General features: G+C 64.5%; 22 protein-coding genes and 1 pseudogene. 7 read left to right on the top strand and 16 right to left on the bottom strand.

The genetic code is table 11. From position 1 onward, the window contains the following. Positions 1-6 precede the first annotated feature (6 nt). A complete protein-coding gene (locus tag F3J44_RS25095) occupies positions 7-1,107 on the bottom strand; it encodes an efflux RND transporter periplasmic adaptor subunit (RefSeq protein ID WP_167277012.1) in 1,101 nt (366 codons plus the stop codon). Between the two features lie 180 nt (positions 1,108-1,287). Here F3J44_RS25095 and F3J44_RS25090 point away from each other — a divergent pair, with 180 nt between their 5' ends. Next, on the top strand, positions 1,288-1,917 hold the full coding sequence (locus tag F3J44_RS25090) for a TetR/AcrR family transcriptional regulator (RefSeq protein ID WP_205300176.1): 630 nt from the start codon (positions 1,288-1,290) through the stop codon (positions 1,915-1,917). Between the two features lie 93 nt (positions 1,918-2,010). Here F3J44_RS25090 and F3J44_RS25085 read toward each other — a convergent pair whose 3' ends face one another. Continuing rightward, positions 2,011-2,793 (bottom strand): class I SAM-dependent methyltransferase, encoded by a 783-nt coding sequence (locus F3J44_RS25085; protein WP_167277009.1) that lies wholly within the window; start codon positions 2,791-2,793, stop codon positions 2,011-2,013. Positions 2,794-2,900: 107 nt separating this feature from the next. Here F3J44_RS25085 and F3J44_RS25080 point away from each other — a divergent pair, with 107 nt between their 5' ends. Then, complete coding sequence (locus tag F3J44_RS25080; RefSeq protein WP_167277007.1) at positions 2,901-3,521, top strand: energy transducer TonB; 621 nt, start codon at positions 2,901-2,903, stop codon at positions 3,519-3,521. Between the two features lies 1 nt (position 3,522). On the opposite strand, the gene F3J44_RS25075 is transcribed toward F3J44_RS25080, so the two are convergent. From F3J44_RS25075 to ppc, 6 genes are all read right to left on the bottom strand, one after another. After that, positions 3,523-4,353, bottom strand: a complete 831-nt coding sequence (locus F3J44_RS25075; protein WP_167070257.1) for an oxaloacetate decarboxylase — start codon at positions 4,351-4,353, stop codon at positions 3,523-3,525. A 28-nt stretch (positions 4,354-4,381) separates the two neighbouring features. Continuing rightward, positions 4,382-5,251, bottom strand: a complete 870-nt coding sequence (locus F3J44_RS25070; RefSeq protein WP_167277004.1) for a DUF72 domain-containing protein — start codon at positions 5,249-5,251, stop codon at positions 4,382-4,384. 3 nt (positions 5,252-5,254) lie between these two features. Continuing rightward, a complete protein-coding gene (locus tag F3J44_RS25065) occupies positions 5,255-5,542 on the bottom strand; it encodes a hypothetical protein (RefSeq protein ID WP_167070253.1) in 288 nt (95 codons plus the stop codon). Positions 5,543-5,670: 128 nt separating this feature from the next. Next, positions 5,671-6,345, bottom strand: coding sequence for a tRNA (adenosine(37)-N6)-threonylcarbamoyltransferase complex dimerization subunit type 1 TsaB (gene tsaB / locus F3J44_RS25060; protein WP_167277001.1), 675 nt, complete (start codon positions 6,343-6,345; stop codon positions 5,671-5,673). A gap of 93 nt (positions 6,346-6,438) precedes the next feature. Beyond that, on the bottom strand, positions 6,439-7,089 hold the full coding sequence (adk, locus tag F3J44_RS25055) for an adenylate kinase (protein WP_167070249.1): 651 nt from the start codon (positions 7,087-7,089) through the stop codon (positions 6,439-6,441). A 257-nt stretch (positions 7,090-7,346) separates the two neighbouring features. After that, a complete protein-coding gene (ppc, locus tag F3J44_RS25050) occupies positions 7,347-9,974 on the bottom strand; it encodes a phosphoenolpyruvate carboxylase (RefSeq protein ID WP_167276997.1) in 2,628 nt (875 codons plus the stop codon). Between the two features lie 167 nt (positions 9,975-10,141). Here ppc and F3J44_RS25045 point away from each other — a divergent pair, with 167 nt between their 5' ends. From F3J44_RS25045 to F3J44_RS25025, 5 genes and pseudogenes are all read left to right on the top strand, one after another. Beyond that, positions 10,142-10,486: a pilin assembly protein gene (locus F3J44_RS25045; protein ID WP_167070245.1), complete on the top strand. Its 345-nt coding sequence runs from the start codon at positions 10,142-10,144 to the stop codon at positions 10,484-10,486. Between the two features lie 278 nt (positions 10,487-10,764). Further along, complete coding sequence (locus F3J44_RS25040) at positions 10,765-11,178, top strand: DUF4398 domain-containing protein (RefSeq protein ID WP_167070243.1); 414 nt, start codon at positions 10,765-10,767, stop codon at positions 11,176-11,178. A 49-nt stretch (positions 11,179-11,227) separates the two neighbouring features. Continuing rightward, the gene (locus F3J44_RS25035) at positions 11,228-12,019 is read left to right on the top strand and encodes an OmpA family protein (RefSeq protein ID WP_167070241.1); all 792 of its coding nucleotides are present in this window, start codon (positions 11,228-11,230) and stop codon (positions 12,017-12,019) included. 144 nt (positions 12,020-12,163) lie between these two features. After that, on the top strand, positions 12,164-12,448 hold the full coding sequence (locus tag F3J44_RS25030) for a type II toxin-antitoxin system Phd/YefM family antitoxin (protein WP_167070239.1): 285 nt from the start codon (positions 12,164-12,166) through the stop codon (positions 12,446-12,448). A 12-nt stretch (positions 12,449-12,460) separates the two neighbouring features. Beyond that, positions 12,461-12,613, top strand: a pseudogene (locus tag F3J44_RS25025) (type II toxin-antitoxin system RelE/ParE family toxin); the annotation flags it as partial. A gap of 135 nt (positions 12,614-12,748) precedes the next feature. Here F3J44_RS25025 and F3J44_RS25020 read toward each other — a convergent pair. The 8 genes from F3J44_RS25020 to wspR form a co-directional block, all read right to left on the bottom strand. Further along, the gene (locus tag F3J44_RS25020) at positions 12,749-13,075 is read right to left on the bottom strand and encodes a hypothetical protein (RefSeq protein WP_167060116.1); all 327 of its coding nucleotides are present in this window, start codon (positions 13,073-13,075) and stop codon (positions 12,749-12,751) included. Continuing rightward, positions 13,072-13,995, bottom strand: a complete 924-nt coding sequence (locus F3J44_RS25015) for an alpha/beta hydrolase (protein ID WP_167276995.1) — start codon at positions 13,993-13,995, stop codon at positions 13,072-13,074. The genes F3J44_RS25020 and F3J44_RS25015 overlap by 4 nt, the downstream gene beginning before the upstream one ends. Beyond that, positions 13,967-15,244, bottom strand: coding sequence for a flavohemoglobin expression-modulating QEGLA motif protein (locus F3J44_RS25010; RefSeq protein WP_167060122.1), 1,278 nt, complete (start codon positions 15,242-15,244; stop codon positions 13,967-13,969). The genes F3J44_RS25015 and F3J44_RS25010 overlap by 29 nt, the downstream gene beginning before the upstream one ends. 108 nt (positions 15,245-15,352) lie before the next feature. After that, entirely contained in the window at positions 15,353-15,901 is a 549-nt protein-coding gene (locus F3J44_RS25005) for a hypothetical protein (protein ID WP_167276992.1), read from the bottom strand. Positions 15,902-15,930: 29 nt separating this feature from the next. Beyond that, the gene (locus F3J44_RS25000) at positions 15,931-16,635 is read right to left on the bottom strand and encodes a TetR/AcrR family transcriptional regulator (protein WP_167060737.1); all 705 of its coding nucleotides are present in this window, start codon (positions 16,633-16,635) and stop codon (positions 15,931-15,933) included. 170 nt (positions 16,636-16,805) lie between these two features. Then, on the bottom strand, positions 16,806-18,308 hold the full coding sequence (gene lysS, locus F3J44_RS24995; protein ID WP_167276989.1) for a lysine--tRNA ligase: 1,503 nt from the start codon (positions 18,306-18,308) through the stop codon (positions 16,806-16,808). 93 nt (positions 18,309-18,401) lie between these two features. After that, positions 18,402-19,497 (bottom strand): peptide chain release factor 2 gene (gene prfB / locus F3J44_RS24990; RefSeq protein WP_167060128.1). Its coding sequence is split into 2 segments (ribosomal slippage): positions 18,402-19,424 and positions 19,426-19,497, totalling 1,095 coding nucleotides; the frame shifts between segments, so codons are not numbered across the junction. Between the two features lie 157 nt (positions 19,498-19,654). Next, a complete protein-coding gene (wspR, locus tag F3J44_RS24985; RefSeq protein ID WP_167060131.1) occupies positions 19,655-20,659 on the bottom strand; it encodes a Wsp signal transduction system regulator diguanylate cyclase WspR in 1,005 nt (334 codons plus the stop codon). Positions 20,660-20,704 lie beyond the last annotated feature (45 nt).

Genomic DNA, 20,704 nt, shown 5'->3' with positions numbered 1-20,704 from the left:
CGGGACTTACTCCTTGGCCGCCAGGTTCACCACGCGGTTGGTGCGGTCCACTGGCTGCACCGCCTGCCCCTCGCGCAGCACATGGCCACCGGCAGCCACCACCCAGTCGCCTGGCGCCAGGCCTTCGAGCACCGGCACGGTTTCGCTGCCATACGCCCCCAGGCGCACCGGCACCCGCTCCAGGTGCGCGTCGGCCTTGACCCGCCAGACATAGGCCTGGCCGTTTTCCGCCGTCACCGCCGACAACGGCACCGCCAGGGGAATCGCGCCGTCATGGGCGATGAACACCCGTGCGCTCTGGCCCAGTTCCGCCGGCGCCTTGGCCGAGGTGAAGGCAATGCGCGCGGCAAAGGTGCGCGAGCGCGGGTCTGCTGCCGGCGACAGCTCACGGATGCGCCCCTCGAAGCGCTGGTTGGGGTGCGACCACAACTCGACGCTGACGGCCTGGCCCACGGCGAAACGGGCGAACTGCTGTTCTGGCAGGCCGATGGCAACTTCCCGCTCACCGTCGGCCGCCAGGGTGAACACGGTCTGCCCGGCAGCCACCACCTGGCCGACTTCAACCTGACGCTTGGCAATCACCCCGGCCTGGGGCGCGCGCAGCACCGCGTATTCAGCCTGGTTGCCAGCCACGTCAAACTCGGCCTTGGCCTGTTTGACGCGGGCCATGCCGGCGCGGTAGAGGTTTTCGGCGTTATCGAACTGCGAATGGCTGACCATCTGCCGGTCCAGCAATTTCTGGTAGCGGTCGCGCTCGGCGCGCACCAGCGACAGGTTGGCTTCGGCGGCGGCCAGTTGGGCGCGGTTGGCTTCCAGTTGCAGGCGCACGTCTTGTGGGTCCAGCTCGGCCAGCGGCTGCTCGGCCTTGACCCGCTGGCCTTCCTCGACCAGGCGCTTGCTAACCTTGCCGCCAATGCGGAAGGCCAGTTCCGGCTCCAGGCGCGCGCGCACCTCGCCAGGGTAGCTGTCGGCGGCGGCTTCGGCCGGCTGTGGCTGAACCACCAGGGCCGGGCGCGGCGCAGCGGGTGGGGCGGCTTCCTGGCCACAGGCCGCGAGCATCAGCACGGCAGCGGCGGGCAAGGCGAGGGACAAGGCATGACGCAACATGATGAATCCTTTCGCGAGGTGCACATCGAATATTTATACTGGCGAGTATATTAAGTCAGGGAACCGAGGCCGGGAAGCGGGCGTCGGAAAGAAAATCGACATTAACGAGGGCAGTCACCTGCAGCCGGAAGCCGTTACAGCCGGTAAGATGGGCGCCCCTTCAAACGGATGTGTATTGCAATGTCCCACGACGCACCCATCGGCCCAGGCCGGCCCAAGGACCTGGCCAAGCGCGAGGCGATCCTCGAAGCCGCCAAGGCCCTGTTCCTCAGCCTTGGCTATGCCAGCACCAGCATGGATGCAGTCGCCGCGGCGGCAGGTGTTTCCAAACTCACCGTGTACAGCCACTTCACCGACAAGCAGACGCTGTTCGGGTCGGCGGTGATGGCGACCTGCCAGAACCAGCTACCCGACATGCTGTTCGCCTACCCCGAAGGGGCACCGGTGGAAGACGTGCTGCTGGCCATTGCCCGTAGCTTCCAGGCGCTGGTGAGCAGCGACGAGGCGGTCAAGCTGAGCCGCCTGATCATGGCCCAGGGCAGCCTGGACCCAAGCTTTGGCGAGTATTTCTACGAAGCTGGGCCCAAGCGGGTGCTGGCGGGGATGGAAGCATTGCTGCGCGGCATCGATGAGCGCGGCTTGCTGCGCATTGAAAATCCGTTGCAGGCGGCCGAGCACTTCTTCTGCCTGGTCAAGGGCGCGCCGGATTATCGGCTGCTGCTGGGCTGCGCCGGGCCGCTGGAAGGGGATGAAGCCGAGGCGCATGTGCGCGAGGTGGTCGGGGTATTCATTCGGGCATTCAGGACTTGAGTTTTCCTGGGCCGCCCCTTCGCGAGCACCTACCAAGGCATACACAAATCCGGTAGGAGCGAGCAAAGCTCGCGAAGAGGCCCGTACAAGCAATCAGGCTTTCAAAGCTTTCTTCGGATAGATGTCATACCGGCTGGACTTGCCTTCCAGGCTATGGCTCGGCTTGGGCCCGTCGATGATCGGCGCCTTGCGCGGGCGCTTCACCACCACCCGGTGGCTGGCCAGTGCCAGTGCCGCTTCCAGCAACGCCGGGGCATCCAGGTCATCGCCAACCAGTGGCCGGAACACCCGCATTTCCTTCTTCACCAGGGCGCTCTTGTCCCGGTGCGGGAACATCGGGTCGAGGTAGATCACCTGCGGCGGCTCGCCCTTCCAGGCGCGCATGTGCTCGATGGCATTGCCGGTGAGCAGGCGCATGCGGCCAACGATCTGCCCGACTTCATCATCGCCCCGGGCCCGTGCCAGGCCATCCTCCAGCAATGCGGCAATCAATGGCTGGCGCTCGATCAGGGTCATCTGGCAACCGAGGCTGGCCAGCACGAAGGCGTCCTTGCCCAAACCTGCCGTGGCATCCAGCACCTGTGGCCGTACCCCCTGGGCGATGCCAACGGCCTTGGCGATCATCTGCCCGTTGCCACCGCCGAACAGCCGACGATGGGCCGCCTGGCCCTCGACGAAATCGACTCGCACCGGCCCCGGTGCCTGCGGCCCCAGCTGCTGGATCTGCAAGCCTTCGGCGCCCACCTGCACGGCAAACCCGGCAGCGTCGCCGGCCAGCGGCAAGCCCAGGCGCTCAGCCCATTGCGCGGCCTGTGCCGTGTATTCCGGGGCCAGCGCCTCAACCCTCAGCCCTGTGCCCTGCTCCTGCTCTTCCATCACAACCTGCACTCGAAAAATTTGATGAAGCCCTTAATGAATCACCGGCAACGGCCGATACAGGCAATATCCCGCTATTCTGCCAGAGCACAACGCGCGCGACTGCCATGACAGATACTCTTCCCATCGGTTTGACCTATTTGTCGCCTGTCGGCAACTACGGTCGGCAGAATACCCAGGCACTTGGGGGCGTCAGCCACCTGTGGCAGGATTTCTTCGCCCGCGCCATGGCCGAGCAACAGGCAGAAGCGCCAGACAGCGTCAGCCAGGCGATGGTGCAGTACGACCAGGAAAGCGGCGAGCCGATCGGCGGGGCCAAGGCCCTGGCCATGATCGAAACCCAGCGCGCCTGCCCCGTGCAGGACACCATCGTCGCCCCGCCCGAGCCACTGTTCCTGCCCAAGGCAGAGCTTGAGGCCAACCTGCTGGAACCGGCGCCAGAGCCGTTCAGCGTGGCCGACATGATCCAGCAACAGCGCCAGCTGGACATCAGCAACACCTGGCTGCGCCCGATCGTGATGAGCCAGGGCCAGCCACTGCCCGAACCTGGCCCAGCCCCCGCCCAACGCCCATTGCACCTGCCCATCCCCGAGTTCGAGATGGGCCTGCTAGACCCGGCGCCGGAACCTTACGACGCCACGACCTTGGCCAAGCAACAGAACGACCTGGAGTTCGACATGCACTGGGCCCGCCCGGTGGTGCTGAACAACGTGCGCGTACACGCCTGAGTCAGCGCCGGAACAGATCGTTCAACTGGGCGAACGGCAAGCCCTGCTCACCGTAGCTGAAGGTTCCCTGGTCATGTATTTCCAGGGCGGCGCGCTGCAAGGCGCCCAGCGCTGCACGGGCCAGCGAGGAACCCACGCTGATTCGCCGCACCCCCAGGTCCTGCAACTGATTCACGCTCAAGGCCACGCCTGCCATGCCCATCAGCACATTGACCGGTTTCGGCGCCACCGCCTGCACCACCGCGCGCACCTCCTCGACGCTGCGCAGCCCTGGGGCATAGAGCACATCGGCACCGGCTTCGGCAAAGGCCTGCAGGCGCAGGATGGTATCGTCCAGGTCCATGCGCCCGTGCAGCAGGTTTTCCGCACGGGCGCACAGGGTGAACGGGAATGGCAGGCTGCGCGCAGCTTGCACCGCCGCCCGCACCCGCGCCACGGACAATTCGAAGTCGTAGATCGGCGCCTCGGCGCGGCCGCTGGCATCCTCGATCGAGCCACCCACCAGCCCGGCCTCGGCGGCCCGCAGGATGGTTTGCGCGCAATCCTCGGGCAGGTCGCCAAAGCCGTTCTCAAGGTCAGCGGCCACCGGCAGCGGCGTGGCATCGACGATCATGCCAGCATTGTCCAGGGTTTCGTCCAGGCTCAAGGCGCCTTCGGCGTCCGGGCGCCCCAGGCTGAAGGCCAGGCCCGCACTGGTGGTGGCCAATGCCTCGAAGCCAAGGCTGGCCAGCAGCTTGGCCGAGCCTGCATCCCAGGGGTTGGGAATGACGAAGGCGCCATCGCGCTCGTGCAGCGCCTTGAAGGCCTCGGCTCGCAGGGTTTGTACATCCATGGTCACAACCTCCGGGGTCAGGGAATGGTCAGAGTAGCCCCAGTTGTTCGACCTCGGGGGCGCGTGGCAATTCCGGCAAGGGCGCCAGGCCCGGCAGGCGCGCCATCAAGCGCTGGTGAAAACGCTGGGCCAAGGCCGCCGCCAGGCGGTTGTCCGAGGTGTGCAGGAAGATGTAGGGGTTCAGCCCGGCTTCGATCCAGGCGGCCACCTTGTCCACCCAGGGCGTGAGGAATGGTTCATTGGCGGCAAGCTCAGGGTGGCCGATGAAGCGCACCTGGGGGTGCTGGCTGAAGGCAGCCGGCCGTGGTGGCACCTTGGGCTTCTTCGACTGGGCGTGCAGCACGGCGGGGTCGCGCGAGGTACAGCTGAACAGTGCGCGCGGGTCGAGGCAGATACGCTCCACGCCGCGCTCGTGCAACAGGCGGTTGAGCAGCCGCTCCTCCTCGCCCTTGGCAAAGAACGCCTGGTTGCGCACTTCCACGGCCACCGGCGTACCGATTTCATCAAGAAAGTGGCACAGCTCACCCACACGTGCGGGGCTGAAGTGGGCCGGCAATTGCAGCCAGTAAGGCGCCACGCGCTGGCCCAGCGGCGCCATCAGGCGGGTGAAGTCGAAGGCCGGCTCCAGCTGGTCGCGCAGGTCGCCTTCGTGGCTGATGTCGCGGGGGAACTTGGCGGTGAAGCGAAAGTGCTCAGGCATCACCTGCGCCCAACGGGCAATGGTGCCAGGTGCAGGGCGGGCGTAGAAGGTGGTGTTGCCCTCCACGGCGTTGAACACCTGGCTGTAATAGCCAAGCATCTCGCCGGTGGTGGCATCGGCGGGGTACAGGTAGTCACGCCAGGCGTTTTCGCTCCAGGACGGACAACCCACGAAATAAGGCAGGGGTGATGGGTTCATCCATCAAATGTACAGGTCGAGCCCCAGCACTTCCATGTCCCAATCGGTAAAACCGGCGGTGCTCAGGTAGCTGGCTAGCGCGGTGGCGGTGCGCCGGTCACGGGCGCGGGGGAATACCATGTCCTGCTGGCGGGCCGGCAGGCCTGCGGGGCGACGGCGAGCGGCAGGCTCGGGCGCCGCCTCGATGTCCTCGACTAGGTCGGCATCGTCGGCGGGTTCATCACGCAGGCCTGCCTTACGCGGGGTGCGCTTGATGGGGTAGGACTGCGATGAAAAACCGTCGATACGCATGATGAGCACTCAGAACCGGTGATGGCAATTTAGCAGCATCAGAGTTCCGTCGCTAATGCTCAAGTGCTAACTGGACCACACAACGCGCATAAGGTTTATCGGAAACGGTAATAACCGACGAACAGCACTCAGCGCGCCTTGGGCGTAGCTACATTATCGCGCAAGTAAACCGGTTGCGCCTGTTCGGCGACGATTGCCTCGCCGCGCGCCCAGGCAAAGGTTGCCAGGCTGAGGACATCCAGGGCATTGGGCAGTGCCGCTGGGTTGCTGGCACTGGCTTGCACCGCCAGGCGCTCGGCATAGCCCCAGCCGGTGCCGGCGCCAAACCAGTCGCCGCTGCTGCCATCAGGCAGTGCCACGCGCTCTGGCGGCAGCACCGCTTCCTGGCCCTGCAGGCGCATTTCGCCGGCCTGGGCCTGGTAGCAGCCCCAGTACACTTCATCCATGCGCGCATCGATGGCTGCGGCCACTTGCTGCACGCCGTGCTCTCGCAACGCACCCTGGGCCAGTGCCGCCAGGTTGGACACCGGCAGCACCGGCCGCTCCAGGGCAAATGCCAGCCCCTGCACCACGCCAATGGCGATGCGCACACCGGTAAACGCACCCGGGCCGCGACCAAAGGCGATGGCATCCAGGGCATTGAGCGAAACACCGGAATCGGCCAGCAGCTGCTTGATCATCGGCAGCAGCTTCTGTGCGTGCATGCGCGGGATCACCTCGTAATGGCTGGTTACCTTGCCGTCATGCAGCAACGCGACGGAACAAGCTTCGGTGGCGGTATCCAGGGCCAGCAGGGTGGTCATCGAACGGGTATCCAGGTGCAGGGGGAAAAGAGCGGCAGTATAAACGACAACGGCCCGCAAGCGGGCCGTTGTCGACGTGCAGCCTAAGGCTGATCAGCTCAGGGCTGCCAGTACCTTGGCGGTGATCGACTCGACCGAGCCGACGCCTTCGATGTGGCTGTACTTCGGCTTGCCGGCATTGGCGGCCGACAGCTTCTGGTAGAAGTCCACCAGTGGCTTGGTCTGGCTGTGGTAAACCGACAGGCGATGACGCACGGTTTCTTCCTTGTCGTCGTCGCGCTGAATCAGGTCTTCGCCGGTGACGTCGTCCTTGCCTTCCACTTTCGGCGGGTTGTACTGAATGTGGTAGGTGCGGCCCGAGGCCAGGTGCACGCGGCGGCCCGCCATGCGGCCGACGATTTCTTCGTCGTCGACGGCGATTTCGACCACGGCGTCGATGTCGACACCGGCAGCGACCATGGCTTCAGCCTGGGGAATGGTGCGCGGGAAGCCGTCGAACAGGCAGCCCTTGGCGCAATCTGGCTGGGCGATGCGCTCCTTGACCAGGCTGATGATCAGATCGTCGGAAACCAGCTGGCCGGCATCCATGACTTTCTTCAGTTCCAGGCCCAACGGGGTGCCGGCCTTGACGGCGGCACGCAGCATGTCACCGGTGGAAATCTGGGGAATACCGAACTTTTCGGTGATGAACTTTGCCTGAGTACCTTTACCGGCCCCGGGAGCTCCCAGCAGAATTACGCGCATCTCGTGCTCCTCAAATTTTTTTATGAAATTCAATGGATTCGGCGACCAGGGCCAAGTCCGGAAAATCGGGTATGACCATAAATCGGTCAGAAGGCTGCTCAAGATACACAGCGCCCGGCAGCCAGACAAGCGCCCCAAAGTTGCAGTATTGCGTCATTCGCTCCCTTGGGTACAGGTGGTTGCGCCCGGCGCAACCACCCCTCTGGCTCTGTTCTGGCCCGCGTAATGCCTGCTTGCACAGGCACTACCCATGCGCTTCAACCGGTATTGCGCAGGCCGGCGGCAATACCCGCCACGGTCACCAGCAAGGCCTGCTCCAACGGGCTGTCCAGAGCGGCTTCGCGGCTGCGCGAACGGGCCAGCAATTCGGCCTGCAGGCGGTGCAGCGGGTCCAGGTAGGTGTTGCGCAGGCTGATGAATTCCAGGGTTTCGGGGCTGTGCGCCAGTAGCACCTGCTGCCCGGTCAGGCCCAGCACCACCTGGCACGACTGCGACAATAGGTCGCGCAGCTGCGCACCCAACGGCAGCAAGCCCGGTTGCACTAGACGTTCGTCGTAGGCTTTGGCGATTTCGGCATCGGCCTTGGCCAGCACCATTTCGAGCATGTCGATGCGGGTGCGGAAGAATGGCCACTGCTCGCGCATCTGCGCCAGCAGGTCGCCCTGGCCGCGCGCCAGGGCATTGCCCAGGGCGGTTTCCCAACCCAGCCAGGCCGGCAACATCAGGCGGGTCTGGGTCCAGCCGAAGATCCACGGAATGGCCCGCAGGCTTTCAATGCCGCCGGCGCGGCGCTTGGCTGGGCGGCTGCCCAGCGGCAAGCGGCCCAGCTCCTGCTCCGGGGTCGACTGGCGGAAATACTCGACGAAATCCGGGTTCTCCCGCACCACGGCACGGTAGGCTTTCAGGCCATCGGCGGCCAGCTGGTCCATCACTTCGCGCCAGGCCGGCTCAGGGGGCGGTGGTGGCAGCAAGGTCGCCTCCAGCACGGCGGCCAGGTAAAGGTTGAGGTTCTGCTCGGCAATGCCCGGCAAGCCGAACTTGAAGCGAATCATCTCACCCTGCTCGGTGGTGCGGAAACGCCCCGCCACCGACCCTGGCGGCTGCGACAGGATCGCCGCGTGAGCCGGGCCACCGCCACGGCCCACGGTGCCGCCACGGCCATGGAACAACAGCAGCTCGACCTGGTGCTCGCGGCAGATACGCACCAGGTTTTCCTGGGCGCGATACTGGGCCCAGGCGGCTGCCGTGGTGCCCGCGTCCTTGGCCGAGTCGGAATAGCCAATCATCACTTCCTGCGGGCCTCGCAGCCCGGCGCGATAGCCGGGCAGGCCGAGCAGGCGCTCCATCACCGGGCCCGCATTGTCCAGGTCGGCCAGGGTTTCGAACAGCGGCACCACGCGCATTGGCCGGGTCAGCCCGGCTTCCTTGAGCAGCAATTGCACGGCCAGCACATCGGAGGCGGCGCCGGCCATGGAAATCACGTAGGAGCCCAGTGACGCCCCCGGTGCTGCGGCAATTTCACGGCAGGTGGCCAGCACTTCGGCGGTGTCGGCCTGGGGTTTGAAATGCGCAGGCAACAGCGGACGGCGGTTTTTCAACTCGGCCTGGAGGAAGCCGATGCGTTGCTCTTCGTCCCATTCGGCATAGCTGCCCAGGCCCAGGTAGTCGGTGATTTCCGCCAGGGCATCACGGTGCCGGGCGGCATCCTGGCGCACGTCCAGGCGGCCAAGGAACAGGCCAAAGGTGACGGCCCGGCGCAGGCTGTCGAGCAGCGGGCCATCCGCGATCACACCCATGCCACATTCATGCAGCGACTGGTAGCACAACTCCAGCGGGGCGATCAGGTCGCGGTTGTCCACCAGCACCTCGGCACTGGCCGGCTGGCTGCTGTTCAACGCCGCGTGGGCCCAGGCGCGGGTGGCGCGCAGGCGCTCGCGCAGCTGCTTGAGCACGGCCCGGTAAGGCTCGGCGCTGTCCCCTACCCGCTCGCGCAAGGCACTGCTGGCCTGCTGCATGGACAGCTCGGCGGCCAGGGCATCGACGTCGCGTAGGAACAGGTCGGCGGCCATCCAGCGGGCCAGCAGCAGCACTTCGCGGGTGACCGCAGCGGTCACGTTGGGGTTGCCGTCACGATCGCCGCCCATCCACGAGGCGAAGCGAATGGGCGCGGCCTCCAGCGGCAAATGCAGGCCCGTGGCCTCGAACAAGGCACTGTCGACCTTGCGCAGGTGGCTGGGGATGGCGTGCCAGAGGGAGTGCTCGATCACCGCAAAGCCCCACTTGGCCTCGTCCACCGGGGTGGGCCGGGTGCGGCGGATTTCCTCGGTGTGCCAGGCCTCGGCAATCAGCCGGCGCAGGCGTTCACGCACCTGCTGGCGCTCGGCGGCGCTAAGGTCGCGGTGGTCCTGCACAGCCAGCTGGCCGGCGATGGCGTCGTATTTCTGGATCAGCGTGCGGCGCGCCACCTCGGTGGGGTGGGCGGTGAGCACCAACTGGATATCGAGTTTGGCCAGCTGCCGGGCCAGGGCGTCATCCTTGTGCCCGGCCTGCTTGAGGCGCGCCAGCAGCTCCGGCAGCACCCGTGCCTCGAACGGTTCGGCCTGCTCGCCATCACGGCGGCGGATCAACTGGTACTGCTCGGCCATGTTGGCCAGGTTGAGAAACTGGTTGAAGGCACGCGCCACCGGCAGCAGGTCTTCCTCGGCCAGGTCGGCCAAGGTCGAGCTCAGCTGCTCGCCGGGCCCGCGGCGGTCGGCCTTGGCGCTGTGGCGGATGCCCTCGATCTTCTGCAGGAACGCCTCGCCGTGCTGCTGGCGAATGGTGTCGCCCAGCAACTCCCCCAACACATGGACGTCTTCACGCAGGCGCACATCGATATCGGTCATTGGTCCTCTCTTAGGCGCGGTTGCTCCGCGCTCGTCTCAGGAAACAACTGCCCCAAGAGTGCCCACACGCCGGGCGTGCTGGCAAGCTGCGATGCGCAAAGCAAACTAAAGTCAATGTTGCACAGTCCGATGCAATGCAGCCTTCGATGGCGTTGACAGAGGTCACCATGAAAATCCGCGAACTCGCCCAGCACTGGGAACAGAATGCCGCCGGCACCCTGAGCCCTACCGGCCATGCCTTGCACCTGGACCTGGAGTCCGAGGCACGCCTGGCCGCCCTGATCGACATGTACCCCAAGCGCACCGCCGAGGCATTGCTCGGCGAGCTGGTGGCGGCCGCACTGGAAGAACTGGAAGCCAGCTTCCCCTACGTACAGGGCCGCAAGGTCATCGCCACCGATGAGGAAGGTGACCCCTTGTTCGAGGACGTGGGCCCTACGCCGCGTTTCCTGGCGCTGTCGCGGCGCCACCTGCACGACATGAGCAATGCCGGCGAAGACACCGGCAACTGACCACACCGTCTCCTGTTCCGGGCCTGCAATGGGCCCGGAATACCCCACCGAAACCTGAAAGTTCAAGGCAAAAGCCGCTGACCGATTAGTCAGAAATAGATAGCCGAATTCGGCAACTTTTTCTGAACTATTCAAAAAACGCCCAAGTCCCAGCCAATAGCCATCACGCTAAAACCCTGCACACCTGCCGTGTCGCAGCACCCTGCAAAAAGCGCCTGCAGAGGCCAGGGATTGAGCGATGGACTGCTACGGACATCGTCGTTATCAGGAGTGATCCAATGGAGCTGACCACCATGAAGACCCGCACCGAGAAGTGCTCATCCATCCCTGTGCGCGGGCTCAAGCTGGCCGCGCTGGCCCTGGGCAGTAGCCTGGTCCTGGCCGGCTGTGCAGGCAACCCGCCCACCGAGCAGTACGCCGTCACCCAGTCTGCGGTGAACTCCGCCGTCAGCGCTGGCGGTACCGAGTACGCTGCGGTGGAAATGAAAGCGGCCCAGGACAAGTTCAAGAAGGCTGAGATCGCCATGCACGACAAGAAGTATGACGAAGCCAAGCTGCTTGCCGAGCAAGCGGAATGGGACGCGCGCGTCGCCGAACGCAAGGCCCAGGCAGCCAAGGCCCAGAAGGCCGTGCAGGACGCTCGCCAGGGCGTCCAGGACGTACGTGAGGAAGGCCTGCGCAGCGCTGAATAAGCGCAGCCTCGCCCCTTAAGCCTTCGCAATCGATCAAAGGATGAACACTATGCGCAACTACGTCATGATTCCCGCCCTGCTGGCCCTGAGCGTTGGCCTGGCCGCCTGTTCCCACGACCCGAACGCCAACCTGGAATCGGCCCGCAGCAATTTCTCGGCGCTGCAAAGCGACCCGCAGTCGAGCAAGGTCGCGGCCCTTGAAACCAAGGACGCCCAAGACTGGCTGAACAAGGCCGACAAGGCCTACATGGACCGTGAAAACACCAAGAAGGTCGACCAACTGGCCTACCTGACCAACCAGCGTGTCGAAGTGGCCAAGCAGACCATTGCCCTGCGCACCGCCGAGAACGAGCTGAAAAATGCCTCGGCCCAGCGCGCCCAGGCCAAGCTGGACGCCCGCGACGCGCAGATCAAGAAGCTGCAGGACAGCCTCAATGCCAAGCAGACCGACCGTGGCACCCTGGTAACCTTCGGTGACGTGCTGTTCGATTTCAACAAGGCCGAGCTCAAGAGCAACGCCTACCCGAACATCACCAAGCTGGCGCAGTTCCTTCAGGAAAACCCTGAGCGCAAGGTGATCGTCGAGGGCTACACCGACAGCGTAGGCTCGGCCAACTACAACCAGTCGCTGTCCGAGCGCCGCGCCAACAGCGTGCGCATGGCCCTGGTACGCGCCGGGGTCGACCCTGCGCGTATCGTTGCCCAAGGTTACGGCAAGGAGTACCCGGTGGCGGACAACGGCAGCAACTCGGGCCGGGCACAGAACCGCCGGGTGGAGGTGACCATCTCCAACGACAACCAGCCGGTGGCACCGCGCTCGGTGAGCCAGGTTAGCCAGTAAGGCGCTGAGCCCCACAACCCCGCCGTCATGGCGGGGTTTTTTGTGCAAAAACGACAAAAAACACCTTTAAAAGCACTCTTACAAGCACTCTTACAAGCACTAACATCAACCTATTACTTATCATGTTCACGGGTTGATACAACTATGACCTTCCCAGTTCTCGCCGATCTGGCAGCATCCATAACCGACCTGAAAAAAGACCCTATGGGCACTATCCGCGAAGCAGCTGGAGAAACTGTGGTCATCCTCAATCGCAACGAACCGGCGTTCTATGCAGTGCCCCCCGAGCGCTACGAGGCGATGATGGAACTGATTGACGACATTCAACTGGCCAAGCTGGTGCGCCAACGCCGCGGTGGGGCCACAGTAAAAGTGGATATCGATGAGCTCATCGCCGAAGCCGAAGGAAACCAACAGCTACACCCTTGAATTCGACCTGCGGGCAAGGAAGGCTGTTACAAGATCAAGCTGAGGTCGGTGGGTTACCGGCTGGTGTATCGAGCCATTGACGAAAGCGTTGTCGTCCTCGTCATCGCTGTAGGAAAGCGCGAGCGCAGCGATGTCTACGATGTTGCGCAGGCCCGACTCCTGTAGGAGCGGGCTTGACCCGCGAAGCAAGCGCCTCGGTGCATGGCACCGGCTGCGCCGGTGTTCGCGGGGCAAGCCCGCTCCTACAGGTACATCACAAGGCTTGAGATGGGTGAAAATCCTTGTGGGAGCGGGCTCGGCTCACTGCACCTGCTGCGGGGTTTCCTCGCCCATGCAGCGCACCGCGCGCTTGCGGCTGTCCACCAACACCCCGGTCAGGCCCTTCTGCTCGGTATCGAACAGCACCAGCACGCCATCCACGCACTGCGCCACCTGCGCGGCCGGGTCCAGCGACACCTTGTAGTCCTCGCCGGGGATGGTCTTGAGCATGGTGTACTCCTGCAGCAACAGCGCGTCCTCGGGCTTGGCGAAATGCAGATAGCCGTAGTACCAGAGGGCCCCCACCGTGACGATGATGCTGCCAAGGCCAGTCAGAATCAGGGGGATGGCGTTGCGTTCTTCACTCATTGCGGGTTCTTCTCATCAGGGTAGTTGGGCACTTCGGCAAGCCGCCGCAGGCCGTTGAAATGGCTTGGGTCTTCCAGAAAGCGCAGCATCACCTGGCGCCACAAGGGGTCGGCAAAGGTCTGCACATGGCCGCCACGGGTCAGTTGCAGCACCCGCGGGGGTGGCGCGTGCTGGTACAGGCGGATGGCGCTCTCCATGGGCACCAGGTCGTCGTCGATGCTGTGGAAGAACAGCTTCGGCGGGCTGCCCAGGCGCTCGATCGAATGAATCGCACTGTCGCCGTCGGGCACCAGCCACGACAACGGCACCTGCAACGGCCAGGTCAGCCACGACGTGCCCAGGGCGTAGCGGCCAACCGCACGGTAACTGGCCGGTACGCCATCGAACACCAGTGCGCTGAAGCGCTGACGCTGCTCGGGATGGGCCGCCAGGTAATGAATCGCCATCGCCCCGCCAAGGCTCTGGCCCAGCAACACCAGGGGCTTGCCCTTGGCTTCGGGGGCGTTGGCAAGCCAGCCCATGGCGGCGTCGATGTCCTGGTAGACCTCGGGAAGGGTCGGCTTGCCTTCGGACAGGCCATAGCCACGGTAGTCGACCATCAACACCTGGTAGCCCTGTTCCGGCAGCCAATAAGTGGCGCCCAGGTGGCCCGGCAGGTTGCCGCCGTTGCCGTGCAGGTGCAGCACGGTGCCCTTGAGCGCAACGCCGGCCTTGGCCGGCAACCACCAGCCGTGCAGGCGCACGCCGTCGGCGGTGGTCAGGCTGACGTCGCGGTACGCGACCTTGGCCCGCTCAGGGGTGAATGCCTGGCCGGGCTCCGGGTAGAACAGCAGGCTGCTGCAGCCGCCCAGCCCCAGCAGCAACATGCCCAGGGCCAGCAGGCGCAACCACTCAGAGAATGTTCGCGTAGTCGGCTTCAATACGGTCCAGGCTCAGGTGGTTGAGGAAGTTGGAGAAGCACATCCAGGCCGACAAGGCGTTCAGGTCGCGAAACTGCTCGGGCAGGTACTTGGGCGGCTCGACCAGCCCCTCTTCGACCAGCTGGCGCAGGGTACGCATGTCTTCCAGGGTGGTCTTGCCGCAGAACAGCAGCGGAATCTGCTCAAGCTTGCCCTTCTTCACGGCCAACTGAATGTAGTTGTAAACCATGATGAAACCCTTGAGGTAGGACAAGTCCTTGGTAAATGGCAGGCCATTGGGCACCGACCCGCGGAACACCCGGCTGGCGTTGCTGTAGCTCTGGGCCATTTCGAAGCCCTGCTCGCGGAAGAAATTGAACACCTGGAGGAAGTCGGCGCCCTCCTCGACCATGTGGATGGCGCGGGTGCGGTTGGTGAGCTTGCGCAGGCGGCTGGGGTAGGAGGCGAAGGCGATCACTTCCATCAGAATGGCCAGGCCTTCCTGGGTCACGGTCGACGAGGGCGGGCCCTTGGCCAGGAAGGTGCAGATCGGCTGGTTCAGGCCATTGAGCGTGGTGCCCACGTGCACCAACCCTTCATGCACCTCCAGGGCGCGCACGTCGCGGCTGTTGAACATGGCGTCGGCGCGCACCTTGATGTAGTCGGCACCGGCCGCCGCGTCGGCGACGATGCCGTCGGACTCGAACACGCGGATGGTTTCCTCGGCCTCGCCGAACACCTTGTTCAGGCGGCGCTGGAGGATGTCCACGGCCTCCTTGGCGGTGAGGTTCTTTGGTTCGTCCTTGAGGTCGCCGCGGCCGTCGATGTTGTTCAGGTAGTCCGACAGCATCAGGCCCAGGTCGGCCAGGGTCGGGTCACCGGCGTGGAAGGCGTCGGAGGCGGCGCCGTAGAGCTCCTGGGAGATCAGGCCGAAGTCCTCGGTGCCGCGCGCTTCGAGCATACGCACCACCATGCGGTATTCGCGGCACATGCGCTTCATGATCTGCCCGACCGGGTTGAACTGGCCAAGCTGGCGGATGATGTCGCGCTCGATGCCCTGGAACTCGGCCTTGACGGCGCTGGAATCGAAGCCCAGCGGGCGGCCCTGGTAATAGGCACGGTCGACGGCAGGTGGCTCCTTGCCCTTGGCCTTGAGGAAGCCCTGGCGGATGTTATCGTCCCATTTCACCGCATCCAGCACGCGGATCGGGGTCTGCGCCGCGACGATGCGGTCGGACAGGGCACGGATGGTTTGCTGGTATTCGTCCACCTGGGACTCCTTTCTAGAACAAGATACCTGGGCCGGCCCTTTCGCGGGGCAAGCCCGCTCCTACATCATCTGTAGGAGCGGGCTTGCCCCGCGAAGAGGCAAACAGGGTCATTTGCCAGCCCGCTGGAAGCGCGCCACCTCGACGAACAGGTCCGAGTTGGCCGGGTCATCCAAATACGCCAGCACCCGCGCCGAAGGGCTGTCAATCAGCACGCCTTCGCCGTTCTCCTGGGCCGCCTGGGTGCTGCGCCCGGTCAGTTCCTTGTGCTCCACAGCCTGCTGCACCTGCTCGACATCAAGGTTGTAGAGCACCAGCTCCTTGCCATCGACGATATCGAAACCGCCGATCATGAAGTTGCCGCCCAGGCGCTTGGGCACGCCGGCCGACAGGTACCAGCGGTTGCCGTGGCGCGACACGGTGAACACGTATTCTTCGGGCGCCTTGCCCTTGGCCGTGGCCACGGCCTTGTAGGCATCTCCGCCGCTACGGCTGATGGTCAGCTTGAGCGGTTCGCCCCAGGCGTCCTTGCTGCTCCACTTGCCGAGCAGGGCCTTGGGCGCTGCCTGGTTGCTCGGCAGCGGCTCGTGGAAGGTCACCAGACATCCGCCCAGCAGCAGGAATGACAACGTCAACAACACCACACGCCAGGCTTTCATCCGGTTCTCCTTGAAGGTTCGGTCGCCGCTTAGGCCGATGCCAACACCAGGTGCAGGTAACGGGTAAGCATAGCGAGCATCTGCCCATCGGCTTGCGCATCGGCGTCCTTGAGCAGGCCCTGATATTCCATCTGCACGATAATCGCCGTCAACATCTGGGCGTCCTGCTCTGGCTGCCGCGAGCCGACCACCTGCAGCAGGTGGCGTGCGCCGTGCAGCAGAATCTGCTCGTGGGCCTGCACCAGTTCCGCCAGGCGCGGGCACAGCAGCGCCTCCTGGCGGAAGGCCTGCTCGGCCATGATGAAGTCACGGCGGGTGAGCAACTGGCGGGAAACGTAGTCGGCCACGATGTGGGCGATTGCATCGGCCAGGCGCGCGCGCGAGGCGACGCTGCCGTCATCCTTGGCCAGTAGTTCGCGCAGCACCACCTCGGTGTTGGCCCAGAGCTTGGCCATGTAGGCGGCGCTGCGCTCGACATACTGGGCGAAGGTGTCGGTGAGCAGGTCTTCGATGTCCTTGAAATAGTAGGTGGTGGCCGACAGCGGCACACCGGCCTCGGCAGCCACCGCGCGATGGCGCACGCCGCGCACGCCATCGCGCACGATGATGCGCATGGCGGCGTCGAGAATCAGCTGGCGACGCTGCTCGCTGCCTTGACGGGCGGTCTTGCGGCCCTGGTATTGCACGCTTTCGGCGACGGCGGTGGCGATGCCGGCAGCGCCTTGGTGGGGCATTGCGGGGGTCACGGTGGTTACCTCGTGGACAGTGGGTTGCCTGTACGGGCCCTTTCGCGGGGCAAGCCCGCTCCTACAGGAGCGGGCTTGCCCCGCGAAAGGGCCGGCCCTGACAACATAAAGCTTCAGGCAAGAAAAAGCCGCCCCGAAAGGCGGCTTGTTCACATCACTCAGGCCTGCGGACGCATGTGCGGGAACAGGATCACGTCGCGAATCGACGGCGAGTTGGTCAGCAGCATCACCAGGCGGTCGATGCCGATGCCTTCACCGGCTGTCGGCGGCATGCCGTATTCCAGGGCGCGAACGAAGTCGGCATCGTAGTGCATGGCTTCGTCGTCACCGGCATCCTTCTCGGCCACCTGGGCCAGGAAGCGCTCGGCCTGGTCTTCGGCATCGTTGAGCTCGGAGTAGGCGTTGGCGATCTCGCGGCCACCGATGAACAGCTCGAAGCGGTCGGTCACGGCCGGGTTGTCGTCGTTGCGACGGGCCAGTGGCGACACTTCGAACGGGTATTCGGTGATGAAGTGCGGCTGCTCCAGCTTGTGCTCGACCAGCTCTTCGAAAATCATCACCTGCAGCTTGCCCAGGCCCTCGTGGCCCAGCACCTTGGCACCGGCCTTCTTGGCGATGTCACGGGCGCGGTCGACGTCCTGCAGGTCGGCAGCCGCCAGCTCTGGGTTGTACTTGAGGATCGAGTCGAACACCGACAGGCGCACGAACGGCTCGCCGAAGTGGAACACCTTGTCGCCGTATGGCACGTCGGTGCTGCCCAGTACCAGCTGCGCAAGCTCGCGGAACAGTTCCTCGGTGAGGTCCATGTTGTCGCGGTAGTCGGCGTAGGCCTGGTAGAACTCAAGCATGGTGAATTCTGGGTTGTGACGGGTCGACACGCCTTCGTTACGGAAGTTGCGGTTGATCTCGAACACTTTCTCGAAGCCACCGACCACCAGGCGCTTGAGGTACAGCTCCGGCGCAATGCGCAGGAACATGGCCATGTCCAGGGCGTTGTGGTGGGTTTCGAACGGCTTGGCCGCAGCACCGCCCGGGATGGTTTGCAGCATCGGCGTTTCGACTTCGAGGAAGTCGCGCTCGATGAGGAACTTGCGGATGTGCGAGATCACCTGCGACCGCACACGGAAGGTGTGGCGGGTTTCTTCGTTGACCATCAGGTCGACGTAGCGCTGGCGGTAGCGCTGCTCGGTGTCGGTCAGGCCGTGGTGTTTGTCTGGCAGCGGGCGCAGCGACTTGGTCAGCAGGCGCACGTTGGTCATTTCCACGTACAGGTCGCCCTTGCCGGAACGGGCCAGGGTGCCTTCGGCGCTGATGATGTCGCCCAGGTCCCAGGTTTTCACGGCCGCCAGGGTTTCTTCCGGCAGGGTCTTGCGGTTGACGTAGACCTGGATACGGCCGGTCATGTCCTGGATCACCATGAACGAGCCACGGTTGAGCATGATGCGACCGGCAACCTTGACCGGGATCGCGGCTGCTTCCAGCTCTTCCTTGGTCTTGTCCGCGTACTGTTTCTGCAGGTCGTTGCAGTAGCTGTCGCGACGGAAGTCGTTGGGGAAGGCATTGCCCTTGGCACGCTCGGCGGCAAGTTTTTCCTTGCGCAGGGCGATCAGGGCGTTTTCTTCCTGTTGCAGGTCTTGCGATTCGGTCTTGAGGTCGCTCATGTCGTCTTTGTTTCCATCAGGTATTCGTTGCCCTTTCCGGGCAGGGCACGCGATACCGGCGGCTGGCCAGGTATCGCGGCGGTGGTGTGCGGCTTACAGGCCCTGCTTGAGGCTCGCTTCCAGGTACTGGTCGAGGTCGCCGTCCAGCACCTTCTGGCAGTCGCTGCGCTCGACGCCGGTACGCAGGTCCTTGATGCGCGAGTCGTCGAGCACGTAGGAGCGGATCTGGTGGCCCCAGCCGATATCCGACTTGCTGTCTTCCAGCGCCTGGGACGCGGCGTTGCGTTTCTGCATTTCCAGCTCGTACAACTTGGCCCGCAGCATTTTCATGGCGGTGTCCTTGTTGGCGTGCTGGGAACGTTCGTTCTGGCAGGCCACCACGGTGTTGGTCGGGACGTGGGTGATCCGCACGGCGGAGTCGGTGGTGTTCACGTGCTGGCCACCGGCACCGGAGGAGCGGTAGGTGTCGATGCGCAGGTCCGACGGGTTGATCTCGATCTCGACCTTGTCGTCGATCTCGGGGGACACGAACACCGCCGAGAACGAGGTGTGGCGACGGGCGCCGGAGTCGAACGGGCTCTTGCGCACCAGGCGGTGCACGCCGATTTCGGTGCGCAGCCAACCAAAGGCGTACTCGCCCTTGATGTGCACGGTGGCACCCTTGATGCCGGCCACTTCGCCTTCGGACAGTTCGATGATGGTGGCGTCGAAGCCACGCTTGTCGGCCCAGCGCAGGTACATGCGCAACAGGATGTTGGCCCAGTCCTGGGCCTCGGTGCCGCCGGAGCCGGCCTGGATGTCCAGGTAGGCGTTGTTCATGTCCATCTCGCCGCTGAACATGCGACGGAACTCAAGCTGGGCCAGGGATTCTTCCAGGGCCTGCAACTCGGTCTCGACATCGCTGACAGCGCCTTCGTCACCTTCCTCGACGGCCATGTCGAGCAGGTCCTTGCAGTCGGACAGGCCGTTGGCCATCTTGTCCAACGTCTCGACCACCTGGGCCAGCATGGCGCGCTCGCGGCCCAGGGCCTGGGCGTACTCGGGCTTGTTCCAGACGGAGGCGTCTTCGAGCTCGCGGTTGACTTCGATCAGGCGGTCATGCTTGTGATCGTAGTCAAAGATACCCCCGAATGGACAGGGAACGCTCGGTGAGGTCCTTGATGGTGTTCAGGATCGGTTGGATTTCCATGGGCAGCTGGCTCTCGTGCGAATTCGGTGAAAAGCCCGCGAGTATAACCGATCCAGGGCCCGGCGGCAGCCCGTTGGGCAGGGCCTGGGCAACTTGCACAGCAGCGCCGCGCACGATGCGCCGCACGCGGCGCTCGGGCGGCCAGGCGCCACAACCCTCAGGCAATCCCAACCTGGTTGCGGCCGCTGTTCTTGGCCAGGTACAGGCCCTTGTCCGCCGCCGAAATCAACTGCCGGCAATGGCTGCCGATGGCCGGCGTCTGGGTCGCCAGGCCGATGCTCACGGTCAGCAACGAGTCGGCCTGGGGCGCTGAATGCGGAATCTTCAGGCCGAGAATGGTCTGGCGCAGCTTCTCGGCCACCAACCGCGCACCGCCCGGCGAGGTGTTGGGCAGCACCAGGGCGAATTCCTCGCCACCGTAGCGCGCCGGCAGGTCGGTTGGCCGCGCGCACGAGCCGCGAATGGCTTCGGCGACCTGGCGCAGGGCTTCATCGCCAGCCAGGTGGCCGAAGCTGTCGTTGTACACCTTGAAGTAGTCGACATCGATCATCAGCAGGGAAATCTGCTGCTGCTCGCGCATGGCACGGCGCCATTCCAGCTCCAGGTACTCGTCGAAATGGCGGCGGTTGGACAGCCCGGTCAGGCCATCGGAGTTCATCAGCCGCTGCAGCATCAGGTTGGTGTCGAGCAGCTGCTGCTGGCTCACGCGCAGGGCGCGGTAGGCCTCGTCACGCTGCAGCAGGGTCAGGTAGGAGCGCGAGTGGTAGCGAATGCGCGCCACCAGCTCGATGGTGTCCGGCAGTTTCACCAGGTAGTCGTTGGCCCCGGCGGCGAAGGCGGCGCTTTTGACCAACGGGTCTTCCTTGGTCGACAGGACGATGATCGGGATGTCCTGGGTGGCCGGGTTGTTGCGGTATTCGCGCACCAGGGTCAGGCCATCGAGGCCGGGCATGATCAGGTCCTGGAGAATCACCGTGGGCTTGATGCGCATGGCCTGGGCCACGGCCTGGTGTGGGTCGGCGCAGAAGTGGAAGTCGATGTTCTCTTCGTGCGCCAGGCCTCGCCGCACCGCCTCGCCGATCATGGCCTGATCGTCGATCAGCAGTACCATCGCCGAGTTTTCGTTGGGTGTGGCAAAGCCTTCTACCGGTAGATCAGTCATTCGAATTCACCTGATCACAGCCGCCCATGCGGCGCGATTCAATAC

The organism is Pantoea sp. Tr-811 (assembly GCF_011752535.1).
GTDB lineage: Bacteria > Pseudomonadota > Gammaproteobacteria > Pseudomonadales > Pseudomonadaceae > Aquipseudomonas.
The sequence above is the reverse complement of the archived record's forward strand: the minus strand, read 5'-3'. Positions and strand labels throughout refer to the sequence as shown.

What these genes read in the sequence shown, in the direction of transcription:
- lysS (WP_167276989.1), bottom strand. Translation starts at nt 18,308, where the DNA reads ATGAGCGACCTCAAGACCGAATCGCAAGACCTGCAACAGGAAGAAAAC.
- F3J44_RS25095 (WP_167277012.1), bottom strand. Translation starts at nt 1,107, where the DNA reads ATGTTGCGTCATGCCTTGTCCCTCGCCTTGCCCGCCGCTGCCGTGCTG.
- F3J44_RS25030 (WP_167070239.1), top strand. Translation starts at nt 12,164, where the DNA reads ATGACCTTCCCAGTTCTCGCCGATCTGGCAGCATCCATAACCGACCTG.
- F3J44_RS25035 (WP_167070241.1), top strand. Translation starts at nt 11,228, where the DNA reads ATGCGCAACTACGTCATGATTCCCGCCCTGCTGGCCCTGAGCGTTGGC.
- F3J44_RS25065 (WP_167070253.1), bottom strand. Translation starts at nt 5,542, where the DNA reads ATGCGTATCGACGGTTTTTCATCGCAGTCCTACCCCATCAAGCGCACC.
- F3J44_RS25045 (WP_167070245.1), top strand. Translation starts at nt 10,142, where the DNA reads ATGAAAATCCGCGAACTCGCCCAGCACTGGGAACAGAATGCCGCCGGC.
- F3J44_RS25080 (WP_167277007.1), top strand. Translation starts at nt 2,901, where the DNA reads ATGACAGATACTCTTCCCATCGGTTTGACCTATTTGTCGCCTGTCGGC.
- F3J44_RS25020 (WP_167060116.1), bottom strand. Translation starts at nt 13,075, where the DNA reads ATGAGTGAAGAACGCAACGCCATCCCCCTGATTCTGACTGGCCTTGGC.
- wspR (WP_167060131.1), bottom strand. Translation starts at nt 20,659, where the DNA reads ATGACTGATCTACCGGTAGAAGGCTTTGCCACACCCAACGAAAACTCG.
- ppc (WP_167276997.1), bottom strand. Translation starts at nt 9,974, where the DNA reads ATGACCGATATCGATGTGCGCCTGCGTGAAGACGTCCATGTGTTGGGG.
- adk (WP_167070249.1), bottom strand. Translation starts at nt 7,089, where the DNA reads ATGCGCGTAATTCTGCTGGGAGCTCCCGGGGCCGGTAAAGGTACTCAG.
- F3J44_RS25090 (WP_205300176.1), top strand. Translation starts at nt 1,288, where the DNA reads ATGTCCCACGACGCACCCATCGGCCCAGGCCGGCCCAAGGACCTGGCC.
- F3J44_RS25075 (WP_167070257.1), bottom strand. Translation starts at nt 4,353, where the DNA reads ATGGATGTACAAACCCTGCGAGCCGAGGCCTTCAAGGCGCTGCACGAG.
- F3J44_RS25000 (WP_167060737.1), bottom strand. Translation starts at nt 16,635, where the DNA reads ATGCCCCACCAAGGCGCTGCCGGCATCGCCACCGCCGTCGCCGAAAGC.
- F3J44_RS25085 (WP_167277009.1), bottom strand. Translation starts at nt 2,793, where the DNA reads ATGGAAGAGCAGGAGCAGGGCACAGGGCTGAGGGTTGAGGCGCTGGCC.
- tsaB (WP_167277001.1), bottom strand. Translation starts at nt 6,345, where the DNA reads ATGACCACCCTGCTGGCCCTGGATACCGCCACCGAAGCTTGTTCCGTC.
- F3J44_RS25005 (WP_167276992.1), bottom strand. Translation starts at nt 15,901, where the DNA reads ATGAAAGCCTGGCGTGTGGTGTTGTTGACGTTGTCATTCCTGCTGCTG.
- F3J44_RS25040 (WP_167070243.1), top strand. Translation starts at nt 10,765, where the DNA reads ATGGAGCTGACCACCATGAAGACCCGCACCGAGAAGTGCTCATCCATC.
- F3J44_RS25070 (WP_167277004.1), bottom strand. Translation starts at nt 5,251, where the DNA reads ATGAACCCATCACCCCTGCCTTATTTCGTGGGTTGTCCGTCCTGGAGC.